The sequence below is a fragment of the Corynebacterium matruchotii genome (assembly GCF_011612265.2).
In the GTDB taxonomy this organism is placed as follows: domain Bacteria; phylum Actinomycetota; class Actinomycetes; order Mycobacteriales; family Mycobacteriaceae; genus Corynebacterium; species Corynebacterium matruchotii.
In genome coordinates, this window is record NZ_CP050134.2 from 2,791,634 (window position 1) to 2,806,243 (window position 14,610).

The 14,610-nt window shown below is 56.6% G+C and carries 12 protein-coding genes and 3 pseudogenes; 10 read left to right on the top strand and 5 right to left on the bottom strand.

The window, feature by feature from the left end; genetic code table 11:
- Positions 1–76: 76 nt before the first annotated feature.
- From HBA49_RS12430 to HBA49_RS12460, 7 genes are all read left to right on the top strand, one after another.
- Positions 77–640 carry a hypothetical protein gene (locus HBA49_RS12430; RefSeq protein WP_005526758.1) on the top strand — a complete coding sequence of 188 codons (564 nt, stop codon included), beginning with the start codon at positions 77–79 and terminating at the stop codon, positions 638–640.
- A 187-nt stretch (positions 641–827) separates the two neighbouring features.
- A complete protein-coding gene (locus HBA49_RS12435) occupies positions 828–1,634 on the top strand; it encodes a hypothetical protein (RefSeq protein WP_005526692.1) in 807 nt (268 codons plus the stop codon).
- Between the two features lie 185 nt (positions 1,635–1,819).
- The gene (locus tag HBA49_RS12440; protein ID WP_005526786.1) at positions 1,820–2,464 is read left to right on the top strand and encodes a hypothetical protein; all 645 of its coding nucleotides are present in this window, start codon (positions 1,820–1,822) and stop codon (positions 2,462–2,464) included.
- Positions 2,461–3,135 (top strand): hypothetical protein, encoded by a 675-nt coding sequence (locus tag HBA49_RS12445; protein WP_005526780.1) that lies wholly within the window; start codon positions 2,461–2,463, stop codon positions 3,133–3,135. The genes HBA49_RS12440 and HBA49_RS12445 overlap by 4 nt, the downstream gene beginning before the upstream one ends.
- A gap of 30 nt (positions 3,136–3,165) precedes the next feature.
- The gene (locus HBA49_RS12450; RefSeq protein ID WP_005526739.1) at positions 3,166–3,810 is read left to right on the top strand and encodes an META domain-containing protein; all 645 of its coding nucleotides are present in this window, start codon (positions 3,166–3,168) and stop codon (positions 3,808–3,810) included.
- 5 nt (positions 3,811–3,815) lie between these two features.
- Positions 3,816–4,487, top strand: coding sequence for a hypothetical protein (locus tag HBA49_RS12455; RefSeq protein ID WP_005526701.1), 672 nt, complete (start codon positions 3,816–3,818; stop codon positions 4,485–4,487).
- A gap of 29 nt (positions 4,488–4,516) precedes the next feature.
- On the top strand, positions 4,517–5,149 hold the full coding sequence (locus HBA49_RS12460) for a hypothetical protein (RefSeq protein WP_005526796.1): 633 nt from the start codon (positions 4,517–4,519) through the stop codon (positions 5,147–5,149).
- A gap of 70 nt (positions 5,150–5,219) precedes the next feature.
- Here HBA49_RS12460 and HBA49_RS12465 read toward each other — a convergent pair whose 3' ends face one another.
- From HBA49_RS12465 to HBA49_RS12475, 3 genes are all read right to left on the bottom strand, one after another.
- A complete protein-coding gene (locus HBA49_RS12465) occupies positions 5,220–6,125 on the bottom strand; it encodes a hypothetical protein (RefSeq protein WP_005526891.1) in 906 nt (301 codons plus the stop codon).
- A gap of 28 nt (positions 6,126–6,153) precedes the next feature.
- Positions 6,154–8,322, bottom strand: a complete 2,169-nt coding sequence (locus tag HBA49_RS12470; protein ID WP_050773726.1) for a heavy metal translocating P-type ATPase — start codon at positions 8,320–8,322, stop codon at positions 6,154–6,156.
- Positions 8,323–9,457: 1,135 nt separating this feature from the next.
- Positions 9,458–9,658, bottom strand: coding sequence for a heavy-metal-associated domain-containing protein (locus HBA49_RS12475; protein WP_005519093.1), 201 nt, complete (start codon positions 9,656–9,658; stop codon positions 9,458–9,460).
- Positions 9,659–9,800: 142 nt separating this feature from the next.
- Between HBA49_RS12475 and HBA49_RS12480 the strand changes: the two genes are divergently transcribed.
- The 3 genes and pseudogenes from HBA49_RS12480 to HBA49_RS12490 all read left to right on the top strand — a co-directional run bounded on the left by HBA49_RS12480 (position 9,801) and on the right by HBA49_RS12490 (position 13,249).
- Entirely contained in the window at positions 9,801–10,172 is a 372-nt protein-coding gene (locus HBA49_RS12480; RefSeq protein WP_005519092.1) for a thioredoxin family protein, read from the top strand.
- Between the two features lie 253 nt (positions 10,173–10,425).
- Positions 10,426–11,199: pseudogene (locus HBA49_RS13075) on the top strand (PspA/IM30 family protein); the annotation flags it as partial.
- 883 nt (positions 11,200–12,082) lie between these two features.
- The gene (locus tag HBA49_RS12490; RefSeq protein ID WP_005526699.1) at positions 12,083–13,249 is read left to right on the top strand and encodes an MFS transporter; all 1,167 of its coding nucleotides are present in this window, start codon (positions 12,083–12,085) and stop codon (positions 13,247–13,249) included.
- On the opposite strand, the pseudogene HBA49_RS13270 reads toward HBA49_RS12490, so the two are convergent.
- Positions 13,246–13,587 (bottom strand): annotated as a pseudogene (locus HBA49_RS13270) (NYN domain-containing protein); the annotation flags it as partial. The gene HBA49_RS12490 and the pseudogene HBA49_RS13270 overlap by 4 nt on opposite strands.
- A gap of 299 nt (positions 13,588–13,886) precedes the next feature.
- Positions 13,887–14,466 (bottom strand): annotated as a pseudogene (locus HBA49_RS13275) (NYN domain-containing protein); the annotation flags it as partial.
- Between the last annotated feature and the right edge of the window lie 144 nt (positions 14,467–14,610).

Sequence of the window (14,610 nt, forward strand, 5' to 3'; positions counted from 1 at the left end):
CGGAAATATTTAAAAAGAATATTAAATCAGGATATTATTTGTTTGAATAATCTGTTATCATCCAAGCGGGGTTCACATGGTATTCCAATTATTTACATCTATTCTCGCCTCGATCGTGGCGTTTTTCGGCGCGATCGTGCCGCTTAATGATGACGTAAAACACTGGTTTGCCGATATTACCGTCGGCAAAACACTCGACACCGTGTTGCCTGCCGACGCCCATCCGGTGTCGGCAGCCGAGTTGAAAGACGTGCGTTCCGGTAACTGGATGTCTGTAGTTCGCCCCCAAACCACCACAATGTTTTTCGGGGATTATTACCGCGACGCACCCAAAAAACTACCGAATATTGGGGAAGAATTCGGTGGCAATGCACCAGCCGATTTACAGCATTTTTCGGGTGGTGCATCATGTAATGGGACCGCCAGCGGGGTATGGTTTGACGGCAATGTGATGCACAAAACCCGCCAGATCCTTGTCACCAATAATCCCTGCCCAGAGGTGGCAAATACCCGCGACAAAGATGTTCAAGCCTTCCTGAGCGCCAACCCCGAACTCTACCTGGACGGGCAGGGTCACCTCTACCTCAAGCGCCCCGACGGGGTGGCCTCCGAATGGCAGCGTCCCTGGTTGGTGAAATAACGCTGATCCCCCCGGATGAGGTAGCAAATAGGTCATGGTCGCTATCGCCGGCAATACGCAACGATGCAGGACGTTGTGCATATTGCCGGCTTCGTCGTTGCCGTGGGTGAAACGTCGAAAAGCTGATCTTGTACGTTGGGAATTAGAACATTATTTTTCCTGATAGTACTGATAGGAAGCTTTTGCTGTGATTCTTAAGTTTCTCATGACACTGTTTACGGCGATCCTGGCATTTTTTGGCCTATCGACGCCGACCCCCACCACGACAATAACTGAAGGACATACCAGGCCGACCGTAGGGCCCCTGACCCGGTCGGCAGCCGCAGAGCCAACGGACTCGACCACCGTTGTCACGGTCACCCCTCAATCCGGTGGCGTAACTATTCCCGAAGACCCCAACTTCAAGCCCATCAAGGCTGCGGAACCTACTGACTCCGCCGTCAAGCTGGTACACACCGCCAAAAAGGACGGTCAGGATCTCCTCAATGGTCGGGAACCCGGCGATGGTGAGGGACCCATCCCAGGAAGCGCACTCGACACCACCCTGCCGGCCACTGCCCATGTGGCCACCCCGGCGGAAATCGCCCAGGTTCGCACCAAAAACTGGCAGTCCACCGTTCGGGCCAACACTGTGCTGAAATTCCAAGGCGCACCCACCAGCAGCGACTGGGACTGGCTGCACCAGTACTATGCGGCCAAGCCGCCGAAGGAGAAAATTCCCGAGGCCGACGCCATCAATGCCTTCGCCGGCAGCAGCTGCAACGGTCGCGGCGCCGGAATTGCCTGGTTTAAGGGCGCCGAACTGCACTACTACCTGACCGACCGGGGCGCCCAATGGCATCGGGAATGCGACAACACCAGCGATGTCCAGCATGCCGAAGCCCTGAACTACATTGTGGGCCGCCCAACCGTATACCTGGACGGAAACGGCACCATGTACCTGAAGCGGCTAGCAGACGGCAAGGTCAGCCAATGGCGGGAGGTGCGCGGCTAACATGCCTCAACCCGGGGGACTAAGAGGTCATACATCATACGTTTTTCCTATGGATAATTCCCCTCGATCTGGGGCAATAGCATATGGTACGGGTATATTAGTACATATTCTAATTGTTAAAACCTATGGTCTGGTAGTTGGGAATCCGGCCTATAGGCAAAACAGAGGATCGTAAGGAAGAACCTATGAAGACGAAGATTTTCGCCGCCGGCATCGCTGCCGTGACTGTGGGGGTGCTGGCGCCGATCCCAGCAATGGGCGTCGACAAGTCCAGCGACAGCGTATCGACGAGCATGACCACAACACCCCGGGACATCATCGACGACTGGCACAAACCGCACCCGGTTCCGCCGCTCAGCGGCACAATGCCAGCCGGAACCCACGCTGCCACCGCCGCCGACATGCAGAAATTCGTGACCAAGAACTGGGTATCCACCGTCAGCACCGCGAAACTCGACTTCACCCAGTCGAAACTGTACAAGGGGAACGAAGCCGAATTTCGGACCACATTCCGCAAAGCGGAGCAGAAATTCAATGGCAACGTGCCAGACACCGCCCGCACATTTGGCGGCGGCTCCACCTGCCGGGGCGGCCTGGTGCTGGTGTGGTTCGAAAACGACAACGTGATGCGGTTCATTGATGCGGGCCCCACCATTGCCGTTGCTTGCCAAACAGAGGTAGAGGAGCAAGACCGGGAGCTGCAAACCTACCTGAAACAGTCCACCATCTACTTCAATGAGGTCGGCGACCACATGTACTTGAAGCGGGCCTCGGATGGGGCCGTCAGCCACTGGAAACTCGCCGACGCGGAAACGGTGAATCGATCATGATCTTTAAAATCTTCGCCACCCTCCTCGCGGCAGTCTTAGGGTTCTTGGGACTGCAACAACCCTCGACATCGTCGGCGCCTCCCACGGCCGCCAGCACCACCAGTGCGGCGGTGACCTCGGAACCCACCAGCACATCGACGCAGGTGAGCACATCGGTGCCCACCACCGCACCAGTCGTGGCGGTGCCGGAATTTGGGATGCGGCTCGTCCCCGCGCTGCCGGCCAACGCCCACCCTGGCACCGAGGCTGACATGCAGAAATTCGTCACCAACCTGTGGGTGTCCCCCGACAGCACCGATGCGAAAATCGACTTTTCTCAATCGAAGCTGTACAAGGATTATCCCCCAATGGATTTCCTGCGCGACTTCGGGCCCCGGATTGCTAAACAGCTGAAAGATACAACCGTGCCGGACAACACCCGCAGCTATGTGGGCGGTACCATGTGCCCCAAGCTGCGGGGATTGGCGTGGTTCGAAGGCAACCGCATCCACACCATGAGCTGGTGGAAAACATACCCGGCCAAAGGCTGCGGGATGGTTCCGCAAATTGAGGATACGGAATTCCAAAATTTCCTCAAGAACGCCACCCTGTATTTCAATGCCGCAGGTGACCGTGTCTATGTTGAACGCCACACCGACGGTGCCATCAGCGAATGGAAACTCCATAGCTAACCCACGGAAGATGCCAGCGAGGACAAACTCATGATTTTCAAGATCTTTGCCACAATCGTCGCATTCATCATGGGTTTGTTAGGGCTGCACCAGCAACCGCCGCAACCAACCACGCCGATCACGCCTGCTACGCGGACAGCGCAACCGGAGGCTTCCGTGAAACCGGCCCAGCCCACCTCTACCAGCGCCACCAGCACCATTAGCGTACCGGCGACATCGACCCCGATTCCGCCCCGGCCACCACTGATGGCGCTGTCGGATCTGCCGAGTGGTTTACACCAAGCAACCGATGCGGAAATGCAAAAACTCACCACTCACCGGTGGGTTTCCACCAGCCCGCTGATCTTCCGGGTCAATAATTACGCCGAAATAGACTTCACCACCAACCACGACACAAGTAGTTCCCGCCGAGTATTCTCCGGTGGCACCAAGTGCTGCACGGTGCAGGGAACCGTTCTGGTGGCACGCAACACCATCAGCATCACCGCCTGGGGAGACTCAAGAAAAACTGCCTGTGACCCGCAAGTCTTGGCGGTGGAAGACACAGAATTCCGGGAATTCTTGGACCACTCCACTGTGTACTTCAACTCTGATGGCAGCAGCATGTATCTGAAACGAAGTTCAGATGGTGCCGTCAATGAATGGAAACTAGCTGATAACCAACATGTGAGGTAGGAAACATGATTTTCAAACTGTTTGACATGATTGTCGCAGCCATAATAGCGCTATTGGGCGTGAATGTGCCTGGACCGACGATACAGCCGACGGCGTCGCAAAGCAACGCCACCACGGTACAACCGCAGCCCACAGGCACGAAGGTCACCAGCACCCCGGCCACCCCCACGCCAACAGTGCCGGTGCCGAAGACGATCGGTGGGGCAACGCTGCCGGCCGATGCGCACCCCGCCACCGATGCCGACCTTCAGAAGTTCATGCATAACGAGTGGATTTCCACCGCCTACAAGAAGGCTTCGCTGAATTTCTACGAATCGACACGCTTCATCCTCAAGGGCAATGAACTGGATTCGCGCCAGGCAAATGGCAATAACGCGACACCCAACGACGTTGGTTTCATCCCCGATGATGCCCGCAGCTTCACCGGCATTCCGGTATGCAACACGGCTGTGTCCTGGGCAGCGTTCGAAAAGAACGTGATGCAGGTGTACTGGGGCCCAATGACCGAAAAGGCCTGCGGCGATGAGACCTTGTTGGATGAGGACATCATGAAGCATTTCAGCTCCAGGCCCAGCCTGTACTTCAATGCTGATGCCACCTATGTGTATGTGCAGGGCGGCGGCACCATCAGCGAGTGGAAGTATAACGAGCACCCAACTCCCAAAGCCAGCAAGTAATTTTCACCACCTTTTGGAGGAGAAACACCATGATTTTCAAACTCTTTGCCCTGATAGTCGCGGCAGTTACCGGACTGCTAGGCCTGCTAGGAATGCACCAGCCGGTCCCGAAGCCGTTGCCGACTCCCTCGACGCCAACCTCAACGCCGACCTCGACCGCATCGTCGGATTCCACCGGGGTGCCGGCCCCGAGCACGTCGGTGACCGCAGTACCGGAACCGTTGCGGCCGGTGGCGATGGATATGCCGGCCGGCACGCATCCCGCCACCAAGGCCGACATGAGTAAATTCCTGTCGCACAACTGGGCCTCCACCGCGAATAAATATGCCGTGATCTATATGGGCAAGTCCCAGCCCTTTGACGGCACCGAGGAGATCAAGAAGGAATTCAACGGCAACGTGCCGGAAGGCCTGCGGATGCTTACGTACGATCCAACCTGCAACGCGGTTCAGACCGCGGTGTGGTTTGACGGCAATACGATGCGAACCACCGCCTGGGGCATGCAAACTCTGCGCGGCTGCCAAATTGATGTGGAGAAGCAGAGCGAAGAATTCCAGACGTTCATGAAGCAATCCGACATCTACTTCAATGCCGCTGGTGATCGTGCTTATTTGAAGCGCACCGACGGCAAAGTGAGTGAATGGATCATCGCTACCAATTAAGCTTTGCGACGCCAAAAATCCCCACTTTCGGGTGGGGATTTTTCTTGCGTCTTATGGGAGTCTCACGGTCTTATTCCCGCAATTCGGCAATGATGACGACCCCATCGCCCCGGTGGGCCGCGGCTCCATAAAACCGTTTGAGCCTGGTAAACGTGTCCATCGCCCACCCGTCGGGAACCCCCAAATGGGTGCTGGGCCCCTGTAGTGGTTTGAGGTTCATATTCGGCAAATCCGCCATGATAGTGATGACGATCTTGGGATCATTGACGGTCACCCAGGTATCCCAAGAGCACCAGCCCGTGATCATGCTATTCAATGGGTCGGCACCCCACCCCAGGAGCATGAGCGGCACCCAATAATGGTGGGTGATAGCCATCGAAGGGTAGCGGGTTTGATGCATGAGTTGGTGGGCGTCATGGGTGTAGGTGGGCGAATAACAAAGATTATCGAGCACCCGTGCGGGCACCGCGTGGTAGTGGAGAACCAATTCCGCGGGCCGTTTCGCCACCGGTGCTGATGCGGGTGGATCCTCGGGGAAAACAAGCTTTTTAAACCGGGTCACCTGCTCAACGGTTTCGGTGCTCATCCCCGGCAGCGGGTATTGCCACCGCCCAGCAACATTCGGGTACTGGCACGTGGAGACGAAAAACTCTTCCCCGGAAAACACCAGTTCGGCGTTTCGGGTTGCACCGAAATCCGACTCCTCCGTGACAAACCGAACCTGATTATGGGACAAATAAAATGGCTCTGTTTCCCTAGGATCAACAGTCCAGCCTTCGAAAAAGGCGTTTTGATTAGAGTGGCGGAGTTCCACCTTGGCGTTACGAATATAAAACTCGTAGTAGGAGCCATACCACATGGATACGCAGGCCGGGATATAAATATCGTTACCAAAGTAATAGGCGTGGTGGTCGATCCACAGCTCATCACGGACGGTTTCCGCCACATATGTGAGGAATTCTTCGCTGGTTATCATGTGTTTTCCCAAACTTGTTTCAGCACAGCTAAAACGCCGAGGTGAATCCCCGAAGCCGCAGCGAATTGCTCACCACAAACACCGAAGAAAACGCCATGGCGGCCCCGGCAAACATGGGGTTCAACAAGCCCATGGCGGCCACCGGGATAAGCACAATGTTATAGGCAAACGCCCAAAACAGGTTACCTTTGATCGTCGCCAAGGTGCGGCGCGAGAGCCTGATGGCGTCGACAATGCCGCGGGGGTCATCGTTCATGAGCGTAATATCACTCGCCTCGATAGCAACATCGGTGCCCGCGCCCATGGCCAGTCCCAGGTCCGCCTGCGCCAACGCCGCGGCGTCGTTAATGCCGTCGCCAACCATGGCCACAACCTGGCCCGATTGTTGCAGCTCAGCGACCTTTGTCACCTTATCCGCGGGCAGCACGCCGGCAATCACCGTGTCGATCCCCACCTTGGTCGCCGCCTGCCGCGCCGCCCCTTCGTTATCGCCCGTGAGCAGGATCGGCATTAGCCCCATCGCCTTGAGCTTGTCGACGGCCGCCGCGCTGGTCTCCTTGGGCTGATCCATCACCGAAATATGCCCCGCCAACTGCTTATCGACGTGCACCGCCACCACCGTGGCCCCGGTATCGCCGCCCGATTCGGCCCGGCCCACCTCAACCCGACGGCCATCAACCATGCCGCTCACGCCCACCCCAGTCGTGCTCTGAAACTCCGTCACCTCCGGGATATCGGTGGCCTCCGCCACAATGGCCCGGGCGATGGGATGCTCCGAAGCATTCTCCACGGCCGCCGCTAACCGCAGCACCTCGTCCTTCTCGAAGCCAACCTCCGGCTGTATGCTGCTCACGGACATGATGCCCGTCGTGATCGTGCCCGTCTTATCCATCACAATGGTGGTGATTTTCTGGGTGTGTTCCAGCACCTCAGGGCCCTTAATCAACAATCCCATTTGGGCGCCCCGGCCGGTCCCCACCAGCAGGGCAGTGGGGGTGGCCAGCCCCAAAGCGCAGGGGCAGGCGATAATCAGCACGGCCACCGCCGCCGTGAATGCCTCGGCCAACCCATGGCCCAACACAAAAGCGTGAACCAGCAATGTGGCCACCGACACCAGAATCACCACCGGCACAAACACCTGCGAAATCCGGTCGGCAAGCTTCTGCACCGGAGCTTTCTTCGCCTGCGCGTCGCTCACCAACTTCGCCATCTGCGCCAGCGTGGTGTCCGCCCCCACCCTGGTGGCCCGCACCACCAGCCGGCCCGAAGAATTCATGGTCGCCCCAGTGACCATGCTATCCTTCGTCACCTCCACTGGCACCGATTCGCCCGTGAGCATGGACTCGTCCACCGCCGAATGGCCCTCGACCACCACGCCATCGGTGGCGATCTTCTCGCCAGGCTTGACGACAAACACATCCCCCACCGCGAGCTTGCTGATCGGAATACGGTGCGTGGCGCCGTCGACAAGCACGGAAACATCCTTCGCGCCCATGTCCAACAACGCCCGCAATGCCTCGGAACTGCGGCCCTTTGCGCGGGTCTCAAACCACCGGCCCAGCAGCAGAAACACAATCACCATGCCCACGGATTCCAAATAGATTTGGTCCATGCCCTCATGTGAATGCGCCGACAAACTCATCGACATGCGCATATCATTCATGCCTGCATTGCCGAAGAACAGGGCCCACATGCTCCAGAAAAATGCGGCTGACGTGCCCAAACTAATCAGCGTGTCCATGGTGAACGCCCCATGCCGCAGATTCTGAAGCGCCGCCACGTGGAAGGGCTTGCCCCCATAGAAAAACACTGGTCCAACTAGGGCAAAACTCAACCATTGCCAATTATTAAACTGCAGCTGCGGAATCATCGACAACGCCAACACCGGCACCGACAACACGGCGGAAATGATCAAACGCTTTCGCAAATCCGCGGCATGCGCATCCCGAGCCGCACTCGTGGCATCCGTGCCGGAGGCTTCCGAAGGCTCCGAGTCTGGGCCAGCGTCATTGTCTGGTGTGATTTCAAACGCATCGTAGCCGGCGCCCCGCACCACATCAATCAGCTGCGGTATCTTCACGGATGCCGGATCGTAACGCACGTTGGCGGTTTCCGTGGCGAAGTTCACCGTGGCTTGGGCGCCCGGAACCTTATTCAGTTTCCGCTCCACCCGACCGGAACAAGATGTGCAGGTCATGCCGGTGACACCCAGGTCCACACTAATGAGTCCTGGAGTATTTTCTGTTATCACTTATAGAACCTCCATGTAAATAAACCATCAGGTATAACCACGCCTGCTGGGCAAAAATTCCCGTGGATATTGAGCCTCCGGGTTGGCCTGTGCGGGCGCTGGGGTGGGTGCCGGGGACTGCTTCACTTGTTCTAAGCTTGGTTTTCTGTTGACAGCCTCCCGTTTGCGCAGGGGGAATATTGGCCGAAAAATGGAAACCAAGCTTAGCGGAAGTGCTGAGCTTGGGTTTAGGGTTATCCGGGGTTTTCGGGGGTCCTGAGTTGGCCGAAACTCCAGCTCAGCACTTGTGCAGCCGGTGTGAATGTGCCCATGGCCTGTGCCGCAGAAGTTCTAAGCATGGTTTCTGGTTTGTGGCCCCCTATTTTGAACGAAACCAAGCTTAGAGAAAACGCTACCAACAACCCAGGGCAGCGCTGCATATGTTCTAAGCATGGTCTTTCCTTGGCGGGCATGTCGGTTCCTGGGGGGTTGGGGCAGCAGATTTTGAAAACCATGCTTAGAAGGTATGAAGCCCTAGGTGGGCTGTGGCGTTACCGTTTTCAAAGAGGGCCGCAGGTTTGCTAAGCATGGTGTTTTGTGCAAAGGCGGCAAACCCCCAGGAGCTGGTGGCCATAGAAATGGGAAACCAAGCTTAGCGAATGCGCTGCCACAGTTGATGGTGGGTATCAAGTGTTCTGAGCTGGAGTTCCGTTCCTGGACATGCCTACATTGGGTCACTGAATCGAGAAAGTATAGCTCAGCATGTTTGCAGCCAGGCTTACTGCATGAATGCTGAGCTTGGGTTCGGGATTATCCGGGGTTTTGAGGGGCCCGAGTTGGCCGGAACTCCAGCTCAGCAAACGTGCAGCCGGTGTGAACGTGCCCATGGTCTGTGTCGCAGAAGTTCTAAGCTTGGTTTTCTGTTGGTGGCCTCCCGTTTGCGCAGGACGAGTGTTGGCCGAAAATTGGAAACCAAGCTTAGCGGAAGTGCTGAGCTTGGTTTTGCGGATGGGGTTTGGGGCTGGACTGGGTTGGGAGCCTTTGGGCGTCGTCAAGCAAAGAAAAACGCCACGGCAACGAGACCGTGGCGCAGGGCTGACTGCTAAGCCTTGACGGAATAACCCGCCTCGGAAACGGCAGCGCTCACCTGGGCGTCGGTGAAATCTGAGCCCGACACGGCAACCTGGCCGGAAGCCACATCAACATCAACCTTGGTAACACCGGCGATTTCGCCCACCTCTTCGCGGACGGAAGCTGCGCAATGCTCGCATGTCATGCCTTCAACTTGGTAAGTTTTCGTCATGGGAATTCCTCTCTTTACGCTGGTTATAGGTATAACCCAAATAAAATGCGACGAAATCTTCGCTAACGGGAATAATGTGGACACTACTGAATGTTAGGAAGACTAGAACTTAGATAACTACTTTGAAGGAGAGAATGCAACCATGGCACTCGTAGAAGTAAGCGAAGACACATTTAACGACACGGTCACCCAAGAAGGCATTGTGCTTGTCGACGCCTGGGCCGAATGGTGCGGACCCTGCCGGCAATTCATGCCCGTCTACAAGAAGGCATCCGAAAAGCACGAAGACATCACCTTCGCCAAGCTCAACACCGAAGAAAACCAAGGCCTGGCCGCCGCCCTGGAAATCCAGGCCATCCCCACCATCATGGCCTTCCGCGATGGGATCATGGTTTTCCGGCAGTCCGCCGCCCTGCCGCCCGCAGCATTGGAAGACGTGATCGAACAAGTGCGCGCATTGGACATGGATGATGTGCGACGCCAAATCGCAGAACATAACGCTACGAACAACTAATATTATGGGTCTGTGGGAAACCGCGGACCCATAATTGTGAGATATCTTCGGGATTCCCCACCACCATCATGGTTTTTCACGGGACCCCAGTGTGAGTCCGAGTACCTTCATCACACAGCTATGGGCTTTCGCACTACACTAGTAGATGCTTTTCAGCATGGTTGCGAGGGGCCTACGGCATAAAAAATATGTGTTCCACCCCTTCGAAACCCTGTATCGAATTTAGTAACAACTAGCGGAGGAAGCATATATCATGGCGAACCCATTTTCTAAAGGGTGGAAATATTTACAGGCGTCACTAGATCAAAGCATTGATGAAAACGCCGATCCTCAGATTCAAATTCGGCAGGCCGTCGAAGGGGCCAAAAAACAGCACCAGCAAATCTCCCAACAAGCCGCAGCGGTGATAGGGAACAAAAACCAACTGGAAATGAAACTCAACCGGTTGATCGAAGAGCAACAAAAACTTGCCGATAAAACCCGCCAAGCCCTCACCCTTGCTGACCAGGCAAACGCCCAGGGAGATGCCATAAAATCCCAAGAGTTCAGCTCCACCGCCGAAATTTACGCCACCCAACTTGTGAGCGTCGAAACCCAGTTAGAGGAAACAAAAACCCTCCACGCCCAAGCCACCCAAAATGCCGAACAAGCCAAACGCCAAGTGCAACAATCCGAGGCACGGCTCAAGCAACAATTGGCTGAAGCCGATCAGTTGCTCAATCAGGCTCGCCAGGCGAAGATGCAGGAATCCGCCACCAAGGCCATGGACACCATGAACCAGCTCAAGCCTGATGACAGCGTTCCCACTCTCGACCATGTGCGAGCCAAAATCGAATCCCGCTACGCCACCGCCATGGGCGCCCAGGAGCTGCTGGAAAACTCCGTTGGCGACCGGCTCGCTGAAATCGAGGCGGCAAGCAACGACATGAAAGCCTCCGCAAAGCTCGCCGAAATCCGCGCCCAAATGCACGGCGGCGACAGCGCCACCGGTGGCCAGCTTACCGCTGGGTCCGATTCCACCAGCCCCCAACTACCCGCAGGTACCGGCATGAATACCGGTGTGGGCACTAATACTGGTGTCGACGCCGGAACGACGCCGCAATCCGGTTTCGGGGCTGGGAGCACCGGAGGAACTGGGAGCGCTGGGGTTGGGGGGACGGGGGCCTTCCCGGCCTCGGGCGGGCCAGCAACAGGTGGGCCGGTAGCAGGGACGCCGATGTCAGGGACGCCGAGCGTTCCGAATACCCCGGCAGCGGGCAACTCGGCCCCGAGCGTTCCGGTGATGGGCAGCTCGGCGCCGACGACTCCGGCAACAGGAATCCCGGCGACAGGGACGTCGGCGGCCTCCACGACCCCCATGGACGCAGAACCTGTGTTCGAAGAGGTGGGTCCAGACCAAAACCCTTTTAAACCCGCAGGCTCTTCTGGAACAACCAGCGTCACCAACACCCTCGACGTTGACGACGCCGATGTGGTGGAAGACTCCACCGACGAGCCAGCCGGTACCAAGCCAAAAACCACCCCAAATACCGGGAGCACCGGCAGCGCCGGAAACAGCAATACTACTGGTAACGGCTTCCAACTCCCCGGGCCACAACACAAAGAGCTCTAAAACCACAGGAATAACCAGCGAAAAACACCCCAATTTTCGTTGGTTTCCTCTGGGGGTAGCGCACCTACCACAAGCTCCTCAGGCGTGTGGGTAATGCTACTGTTTTTTCATGGCCCATGGATCCTCGGCTAGGAGAAGCCCTGCTTATAGCAGCTCAAACCGCCCGAAGCGTTCATCGCACTCGGCGCATTCAGCGCATTCGGCGCGCGTGACGAACGCGCCGGGTGCTCACGTCACACGTGATGCGTCGCGTTCGTATCAGGGGCATTCATATCGAGGTCGGGTATTGGGAGTGCTTATGCTCTCCCAGTTTTTTGCTGCGTTTCCCCTGGGCATGGTGACCGCGCTCATCCAATTGCAGTATGCGCACCATCATCAGGCGTCGGGAGTGTCTTGGTTGAGCATTGTGTCCCAGGTGGGGTGCGTGGCGGCAATCGTTGGACTTACGAGGATTACCCTGCGGCAGGGACGTCGATTAGCGCTGGTATTGGGCATGGGGCTCATGTTGGCGGCCAGCGTGTTGGGATTAGTCTCCGCCCTGCTCGACGTGGATTTACTACTCTACCTTGTTGCTTTCCTGTTGGGGGCGGGGTTGGCCGCGAACTGGTACGCCCCATTTGCCGCCACGGATTTCTCCTCAAAAACATCGCGTGCCAGCGATTTCTCCTATGTCCTGAGTATGACCGCCATAGGGATGGCCCTGGGGTCGCCAGTGGTGAACTACACATATTATTTGGAGCAACAGGCGGAAATTCCCCTTGGGGTCATTGGGTTCACGCTATGCATGCTGTGTTGCATGGTATCGGTCATTATTCTCTGGTTTGGCCTCCATCCCATAGCAGACACCATGCAGCAATCCGAACATTTGAGCGAAGATAATGATGCCCGGTTTCGGTTTATAGAAGCGCCAGGTGCAAGCGCCGCAATAGTGACGCTCACCGCCATGATCTTAGTGATCGACCTCCTCTGGACCACAACCACGGTCTATGTGGTGTCTTCCGAAAATGAACTGTACGGCACGCAGTCATTGATGCTGGTGGGGGCAGCCCAAATATTGTCGAGCCTGATCGGATATGGCATGTCTCCCCTGTTCGGCGTGGTAGCGGATCGGCTGGGGCGCACCCGGGTGGTGGCGACAGGCTACGGCCTGGCGGTGATAGGTTGCCTGATTTTAGTGGTTGCGGCCAGCGAGACCATGTGGGTGCTCGCGGCCATTGTGATATTAGGCATCGGCAAGGTTGCGGTGATGGTTGCCACCGGTGCTTTGCTTGTCGACGCCGTACCGCGCCATCACCGTGTCATCCTGCAGGGATGGGCCGGCGGCATCAGCATGGCCATCGCACCCCTCGGCACCGTGATGGCATTCTTGGGCATGCCCCGGCTGGCAGCCATCGGCATCATAGTGCTCATCATCGTGTTCTTTTTCGTATTCGGGGCAGTGCGCCGCACTCCCCGCCACGATTAGTCAAACCGATTATTCACCAAAATCCCCCGAATACCCGTGTGAAACCCATCTCGCAATTGCACCCGCTGGGTTTCAGTCAAGGTATATTCGTGCAGCGCATCGCACGCAAACTGCAGCAGTGGCCGGTCGATTTCTGGGGGCAAACCCCCGCCAGAAAGTAGATGGGCGGAATCTCGCTGTTCGCTGGTGGCGGCGTTTTCATACCACCAGATGGCATATTGTTGGCCCACATCAAACGGGGTAAGAAACCCGGCGGAAGTCCACACCTCATTATGCAAGGGCACATAATGCGAGCGGAGCTTGCGCCGGGGGGCCATCATGGAAGGGTTGGGGCGCCTGGTGGGCGCATCGGCTGGCGAGGGTTTTGCCTTGCCGTCGGAAGCAGCCGATGGGGTTTCGGCGGTTTTTCCCTCCGAACTCATGGTGAGCGAAATCTGCCCAGTTTGTCGAATGGAGTGGCTATTGTCGGTAAGCGTCTCCATGGTGGTGTGGCTGACCGTAATAGTATTGATATCGTCGAGTTCTGGTTCCGAAAATTCGGGGTCCACTTGTTCAGCAGGTTTATCAGGCTCGGGTACAGATTCGGTGGCTTCCACTTCGATGGCGACCACCTTGGTTTCTTCGTCGTCAAGCGGATCATCCACAGTGCGCACAATTGGTGGCAGGGGGCCTTCCAACACATGCAGCTGCATGCAATCGCCGAAATCCTCGCGCGGGTCGAGTATAACCAGGGAATCGCAGGCGTGCCGCAGGGCGGAAGACATGGAATCCCAACCAAACCCATAAAGATGCACGCGAATCCCATGATTCACCGCTTCTTGCACGCCCGGAATCATGTCGGCGTCGCCCGATACTAATACAATATCGGTGACTTCCTGACGAACACTGGTGAGTACCATGTCGGCAACCAGCCGGGTATCGACGGCTTTTTGCGTACGACGCTCACCCCATTCGATGAGCTGTCCGGCCCGCAACTGCACCCCATCGCAGGTACGCAGTGCGCGCTGGTAGCGATGCGGCCCGGTGTCGGGAATCCCGTCATACCAAAACTGCCGGTGAACGGGCTGTTCAAATTGTTCAGTCACCATGGTTCCTAATGTTCGAACCACGGCAGGTAGATCTATTTCTAATTGTGCTCGGGCACCAATTTCCCACGAGTTATAAAAGCTCGCCAAAAGGTACGACGTATCCACAAAGATTTGTGTGCGTTCAAGCATGGCTCCTGATGTTTCTTTCGTGTCTAAATAGCTAAATTAAGTCGTTAATATCAAGCATGCCTTAAAGCAAGCTGCAAGTCGACACGACATTCAAAGCCCCAGCGTACAACTTTGCGGCCACCATAATTATATCTATAGAAGTAT

Excerpts from the sequence above, each read along its gene's own strand:
- HBA49_RS12430 (WP_005526758.1), top strand. The coding sequence starts at position 77 with ATGGTATTCCAATTATTTACATCTATTCTCGCCTCGATCGTGGCGTTT.
- HBA49_RS12440 (WP_005526786.1), top strand. The coding sequence starts at position 1,820 with ATGAAGACGAAGATTTTCGCCGCCGGCATCGCTGCCGTGACTGTGGGG.
- HBA49_RS12445 (WP_005526780.1), top strand. The coding sequence starts at position 2,461 with ATGATCTTTAAAATCTTCGCCACCCTCCTCGCGGCAGTCTTAGGGTTC.
- HBA49_RS12450 (WP_005526739.1), top strand. The coding sequence starts at position 3,166 with ATGATTTTCAAGATCTTTGCCACAATCGTCGCATTCATCATGGGTTTG.
- HBA49_RS12455 (WP_005526701.1), top strand. The coding sequence starts at position 3,816 with ATGATTTTCAAACTGTTTGACATGATTGTCGCAGCCATAATAGCGCTA.
- HBA49_RS12460 (WP_005526796.1), top strand. The coding sequence starts at position 4,517 with ATGATTTTCAAACTCTTTGCCCTGATAGTCGCGGCAGTTACCGGACTG.
- HBA49_RS12465 (WP_005526891.1), bottom strand. The coding sequence starts at position 6,125 with ATGATAACCAGCGAAGAATTCCTCACATATGTGGCGGAAACCGTCCGT.
- HBA49_RS12470 (WP_050773726.1), bottom strand. The coding sequence starts at position 8,322 with ATGACCTGCACATCTTGTTCCGGTCGGGTGGAGCGGAAACTGAATAAG.
- HBA49_RS12475 (WP_005519093.1), bottom strand. The coding sequence starts at position 9,658 with ATGACGAAAACTTACCAAGTTGAAGGCATGACATGCGAGCATTGCGCA.
- HBA49_RS12480 (WP_005519092.1), top strand. The coding sequence starts at position 9,801 with ATGGCACTCGTAGAAGTAAGCGAAGACACATTTAACGACACGGTCACC.
- HBA49_RS12490 (WP_005526699.1), top strand. The coding sequence starts at position 12,083 with ATGCTCTCCCAGTTTTTTGCTGCGTTTCCCCTGGGCATGGTGACCGCG.